The organism is Gemella sp. GH3, assembly GCF_013415425.1.
Lineage (GTDB): Bacteria > Bacillota > Bacilli > Staphylococcales > Gemellaceae > Gemelliphila.
Genome location: NZ_JACBYC010000141.1, coordinates 1 through 634 on the forward strand (window position 1 = coordinate 1; position 634 = coordinate 634).

Annotated in this window: 1 protein-coding gene; it reads left to right on the top strand. The window is 36.1% G+C overall.

The genetic code is table 11. From position 1 onward, the window contains the following. Nucleotides 1-634, top strand: a 634-nt coding sequence (locus HZY83_RS05730; RefSeq protein WP_179943099.1) for a PepSY domain-containing protein, incomplete at both ends; no start/stop codon positions are given.

Genomic DNA, 634 nt, shown 5'->3' on the forward strand with positions numbered 1-634 from the left:
AACAAGACATTGATGCGAAGGTTACTCAACAGACTGACGCACCAAAAGCACTTAAAGCATTGCCTGGTTCAGAAAACGTTAAGAACCATTATAAAGACTATGTTGTCACTGATGTAAAAAAAGACAACAAAGGATTTACGCACTACACTTTACAACCTAAGGTAGGTAACGTCTTTGCTCCTGATGAGGAGGTTAAAGTACATGTGAATACTGAAGGTAAAGTTGTATTAATTAACGGTGACACTGATGCGAAGAAGGTGAAACCAACTAATGAGGTGTCGATCAACAAAGAACAAGCATCTAAAAAAGCGTTTGAAGCGGTTAACCTTAATCCTAAGAAAGCGAAAAATATGAAAGATGACGCCGTCAAAACAAATAAAGTACAAATCGATGGTAAAACAAATAAGTATGTTTACAATGTAGAATTGATTACTACAACACCTAAAATTTCACATTGGAATATCAAAGTTGATGCAGAAACTGGTGAAGTTGTTGATAAACTTAATCTCATCAAAGAAGCAGCGACGACAGGTACAGGTAAAGGTGTACTTGGTGATACGAAACAAATCAATATCAATAGTGTAAATGGAGGATATGCGTTACAAGATTTAACGCATCAAGGACAATTAGCAGC